This window comes from Sphingobium sp. ba1 (genome assembly GCF_000743655.1).
Lineage (GTDB): Bacteria > Pseudomonadota > Alphaproteobacteria > Sphingomonadales > Sphingomonadaceae > Sphingobium.
On record NZ_JPPQ01000009.1, the window covers coordinates 54 to 1,208 of the forward strand.

Below are 1,155 nucleotides of genomic sequence, written 5' to 3' on the forward strand. Positions count from 1 at the left end.
GGCAAGAATGAGCAGGATGCCGGCTAGGCCGATAAGAAGATGCATGAAGCGCTTTCGCGGGGGAGGACAATCGGGCGCGACTATATGAGCGGGGCAGCGGCATGGCCAGCCGCTTTGCCGTGCGTGTGGATCATAATAAATGAGATACTATAGTTTTTTCTCCAATTGCTTGGCATCATGCGCCACAAAGACGGACGCAAAGCGGGAGAGGCAGGACCATGGCAGAGACAGGCACAGCAATGACGGCCGGGGCGGAATGGCGGCGGGCGCCGATCCTGCCGATCGCGGCGGGCCTTGGCTATGCGACCAGCGTCATCCATATCTATGGGCTTGGCCCCTATATCGAGCCGATCAGCCAATCCTTCGGCTGGTCGCGGACGCAGACCACCATCGGCCTGACGCTGGCGACATTGGTGCAAGCGCTGTTTTCGGTGCCGATCGGGCTGATGGTCGACCGGCTGGGACCGCGCCTGTTCGGGCTGGTCGGTGTGGTCCTGACCTGTGCTGCCTTTGCCATGCTGGGGACAGCGACCGGGGACAAGACCCAATGGCTGATGCTGTGGAGCCTGTTGGCCTTGGCGACGTTGCCGGTGCAGGCGACGGTGTGGACCAGTGCGGTGGCGACCCGCTTTGCCGCGTCGCGAGGGCTGGCGTTCGCGGTGACGTTGTGTGGCGCTTCTTTGGCCGCCGCCCTGTTTCCGCTGCTGGGTAGCTGGCTCATCGCGCGCCATGGCTGGCAGACCGCGGCGCCGATCCAGGCGGCGATCTGGGTTGCGATCGCCTTTCCGATGATCTTCCTTTTCTTTCGTGGCGCGCACGACCGGCGGGCGAAAGTCGCACTGGTAGAACGGCAGGCGCTTGAGGGCGCGACGCTGGCCGAAGGGGTGCGTTCGTCCATCTATCATCGGCTGCTGCTGGCCAGCCTGCTCTTCACCTTCACCATCATCGCGCTGGTCGTGCATTTCGTTCCCATCCTGACCGATCGCGGCGCGGAGCGCATGGAGGCTGCGGGGATCGCGGCGCTGGTGGGCATCTTCTCCGTCATCGGGCGGCTGGCGACGGGGCTGCTGCTCGATCGGTTTCGCGGGTCTATGGTAGGGGCGGTCGTCTTTCTGCTGCCGGCCATCGGCTGCCTGCTGTTGCTGATAGGCGGGG

At 64.3% G+C, this 1,155-nt stretch carries 1 protein-coding gene; it reads left to right on the forward strand.

Annotated elements, in window-relative coordinates; all coding sequences use genetic code 11:
• Window positions 1-218: 218 nt before the first annotated feature.
• The coding region (locus IL54_RS01850) for an MFS transporter (protein ID WP_052027510.1) at window positions 219-1,155 on the forward strand (937 nt) is incomplete at its 3' end.